The organism is Sphingomonas sp. 66-10, assembly GCF_001897045.1.
GTDB classification, from domain to species: Bacteria; Pseudomonadota; Alphaproteobacteria; order Sphingomonadales; family Sphingomonadaceae; genus Sphingomonas; species Sphingomonas lycopersici.
Map to the genome: position 1 here is coordinate 2,654 of NZ_MKRR01000144.1, position 3,814 is coordinate 6,467.

Consider the following 3,814-nt stretch of genomic DNA (forward strand, 5'->3'; position numbering starts at 1 on the left):
GCCATTCCACCCCGGCCGGCGCGCGCGGCCCGCGCTTCCTCGCGCAGGACGGCGTCGGGTGCGAGGGCTGCCACGGCGCGGCGAGCGGCTGGATCGCCACGCATTATGCGGTCGGCGCGACGCATGCCGCCAATGTCGTGAACGGCATGACCGCGCTCGATCGGCCGCAGGTGCGCGCGGGCGTCTGCCTCGATTGCCATTTCGGCAGCGCGCGGCCGGGCCAGTTCGTCGATCATCGCATGATGGCGGCGGGGCATCCGCGCGTCTCGTTCGAGCTCGACCTGTTCTCGACGATGCAGGCGCACCACAATGAGGACGCCGATTACGCGCGACGCAAAGGCCGCACCGATAGCCTTAAATTATGGGCGGTGGGGCAGGCGAGCGCGGTCGAGCGCGCGCTGACGCTCTATTCGAGCGCGAAGGGCAGCGAAGGCGCCTTCCCCGAATTCTACTTCTTCGATTGCCAGAGCTGCCACCGCCGCATCTACGATCAGGCCGAGCGCAGCAAGACGTGGGAGGCCAATCCCGGCCGCCCGATCCCCGCCGGGATGCCGCCATTCAACGACGAGAATATGATCATGCTCTCGGCCGCGGCGCGGGTGATCGCGCCCGGGCTGGCGGGGCGGTTCGATGCCGATAGCCGCGCCTTCCATGCCGCGCTTGCCAGGGATCGCCCCGCGGCGATCGCGGCGGGGACGCGGCTGGCGGCGAGCGCGCGTGCCTTGGCCGATGCGTTTGGCGCGGCGGCGATCAATGGCGATATGGCCTTCACCTTGGTCGCCGAGGTCGCCGGCGGGGCGATCGCGCCGCGCTTCACCGATTACGAAGGATCGGTGCAGGCGGTAATGGCGGTCGATACCTTGCTCAACAGCCTCGTCAAATCGGGGCGGATCACGATCGGCGCGGCCGCCGGCATCCGTGCCGACGTCAACCGTGCCTATGCCGCGGTACACGAGCCCAATGCCTATCGCCCGGCCGACTTCCGCGCCGCGCTGGCGAGCGCCGCGCGCAGCATCGGGGCGCTGCGATGAGACTGCGTGCGCTCCTGTGCATCGCGTCCCTGTTGCTGTCGTCGTGCGGCGACGGCGGCGCGAGCGGCAGCTCGCCGACCCCGACGCCGAGCACGACGCCCGCGACGACGGTTTATGCGGTCCCGGCGCAGGAGTCGCTCTCCGTCAGTGACGTCCAGGTCGTCATCGCCCACGCCGCCGCCGAGGCGCAGGCGCGCAACCTGCCCGCGGTGATCGCGGTGACCGATCGCGTCGGCAATGTCCTCGCGGTGTTCCGCATGACCGGCGCGCGCGCCACCGCGACGACCAGCGCGGCGCCCAATGGCGTCAATATCGACGCACAGAATCTCACCGTCCCGGCGGAGGTCGCGGCGATCGCCAAGGCGATCACCGGCGCCTATCTGTCGAGCGCGGGCAACGCCTTTTCGACCCGCACCGCGAGCGAGATCGTCCAGCAGCAATTCCCGCCTTCGCCGGCGACGACGGGGCTGGAGAGCGGGCCATTGTTCGGGGTGCAGTTCAGCCAATTGCCCTGTTCGGACCTTGCCGCGCGTTTCATGGCGGGCGGCGCGGGAACGGGGGCGCTGATCGGGCCGAAGCGTTCGCCGCTCGGGCTCGCCGCCGATCCGGGGGGCTTCCCGCTCTACAAGAATGGCGTGGTGGTCGGCGGAATCGGGGTGATGGCTGACGGCGTCTATGGCTTCGACCCCGATGTCAGCAATGTCGACAATGATCCCGAGGAATATATCGCGCTCGCCGGGACGCTCGGGTTCGAGGCGCCCGATACGATCCGCGCCGATCGCGTGCCGGTCGACGGCACGTTGCTGCGCTATTCCGACGCGAGCTATGCGGGGCTGATCGCGACCAGCGCGCCGGGCTTCGCCACGATCAACGGCAGCATCGGCGCGCTCGTCGCGGTGCGCGGTTACTATGGCGATCCGGCCCCGGTGGTCCTCCCCGGCGCGGCCTATGGCACCGAAGCATCGGGGGTGCGCGCCGCGACCGCCGGCGAATTCTCCAACCGCGACGCCTTCGTGCTGACCGACGGCAGCGGCGCGAACCGCTTCCCGATCCGTGGCGGAACCGATGCGGGCGATGTCGCGCAGCCGCTCTCTGCGGGCGAAGTGACCGCGATCCTCGAAGAGGCCTTTACGGTGATGAGCCGCGCGCGCGCGCAGATCCGCGCGCCGCTCAACAGCCGCGCGCAGGTTTCGATCAGCGTGGTCGATACCCGCGGGCAGGTGCTCGGCGTGGTGCGCTCTCCCGATGCGCCGATCTTCGGCACCGACGTCAGCTTGCAGAAAGCGCGGACGGCGGCGTTCTTCTCGGGGAGTCATGCGGGGAGCGATCTTCTCGCTAGTCCCAGCGCCGATGTTGCCGGGTTCGTCGAGCGCGCGCGCGCTTTCCTAAACGATCCCAATGCGCTGACCGGGCGTTATGCCTTCACCGATCGCGCCAACGGCAATCTCTCCCGCCCCTATTTCCCGGACGGCGAGTTCGGGCGCCCCAACGGCCCGTTCTCGCGCCCGATCGCGCAGTTCAACCCCTTCTCGACAGGGCTGCAATCGGCGCTGATCGTCGGCGATCTCGCCGCGCATCTCGGTTATGTCACCGGGGTGAATGCCGCCGATACGCCGCAGCGCTGCGGCGCGGCGGCGGGGCAGACGCGGGCGCCGAACGGGGTGCAGATTTTCCCCGGGTCGGTGCCGGTCTATCGCGGCAACGTGCTGATCGGCGGGGTCGGCGTGTCGGGCGACGGGATCGATCAGGACGATATGATCGGTTTCCTCGGGCTCAACAATGCGGGCAAGCGCGTCGGCAGCCTGGGCAATGCGCCGACCGCGATCCGCGCGGATCAGATCGTCGTCAATCTCGGCAATGAGAGCGTGCGGCTGCGTTATGTGAACTGCCCGGTCGCGCCGTTCCTCGATACGTCGACGCAAGACGTCTGTTCGGGGTTGTAGCGATGGGCCCGCTCGCGCTCCTTCCCCTGGCTCTGCTGGCGCAGGCGACCGATGCCGCGCCGCAGGCCGATCCGCCGCCCGACGATCAGTCGATCCCCGGCCGCCGCCGCCCCGGCTATGAGGCGCCGCTGCCCGAGGCGGTGACGCAGGACAATCGCGGCGCGGTGCGCGCGCCGCCGCCCGAGGCGTTCCCGGTCGATCAGGTGCCGGTGCCCGATCGCTGGCGGCTGATCGAATCGCTCGGGCTGGTCAAGGAACGCTGGTTCGATCCCTATCGGCAGAATAGGCTGAAGGGCGACCGGCCGATCGACCGCGACAAGGTGAAATGGCTGCCGATCAAGGGCGACGACTGGTTCTTCGTCGCCAGTGCGGTGAGCGACACGGTGATCGAGCCGCGCACCTTCCCGATCCCGGTCGGGGTGCAGACGACGCAGCGCCCCGGCAGCAACGACGTGTTCGGCAGGGACACCAGCCTCGTGCTGAGCCAGACCTTCATCGCCGGCGTCTCGCTGGTGAAGGGCGCCACCGCGTTCAAGCCGCCCGAGATCGAATATCGCCTGACCCTGGCGTATAATATCAATTACGCGCAGGTGCCCGAGCGGCGCGTCTTGTTCGTCGAGCCGTCGAAGCCGACCCACCGCACCGATCAGTTCCTCGGCGTGCAGGAAGCGTTCGTCGATGTCCACCTGACCAATACGTCGGATCGCTACGATTTCCGCTCGATCCGGATCGGCATCCAGCCGTTCCAGTCCGATTTCCGCGGCTTTCTGTTCAACGACCAGCAGCTCGGTATCCGGCTGTTCGGCAATCGCGACGACAATCGCTTCCAGTTCAACCTCG

2 protein-coding genes and 1 pseudogene are annotated in these 3,814 nt (G+C 68.7%); all 3 read left to right on the forward strand.

The features are described 5' to 3' along the window. On the forward strand, positions 1-1,031 hold a 1,031-nt coding region (locus tag BGN95_RS21150; protein ID WP_286773917.1), incomplete at its 5' end, for a hypothetical protein. Beyond that, entirely contained in the window at positions 1,028-2,974 is a 1,947-nt protein-coding gene (locus BGN95_RS21155; protein WP_286773918.1) for a heme-binding protein, read from the forward strand. The genes BGN95_RS21150 and BGN95_RS21155, both read left to right, overlap by 4 nt. A 2-nt stretch (positions 2,975-2,976) precedes the next feature. Beyond that, positions 2,977-3,814 (forward strand): annotated as a pseudogene (locus BGN95_RS21160) (hypothetical protein); the annotation flags it as partial.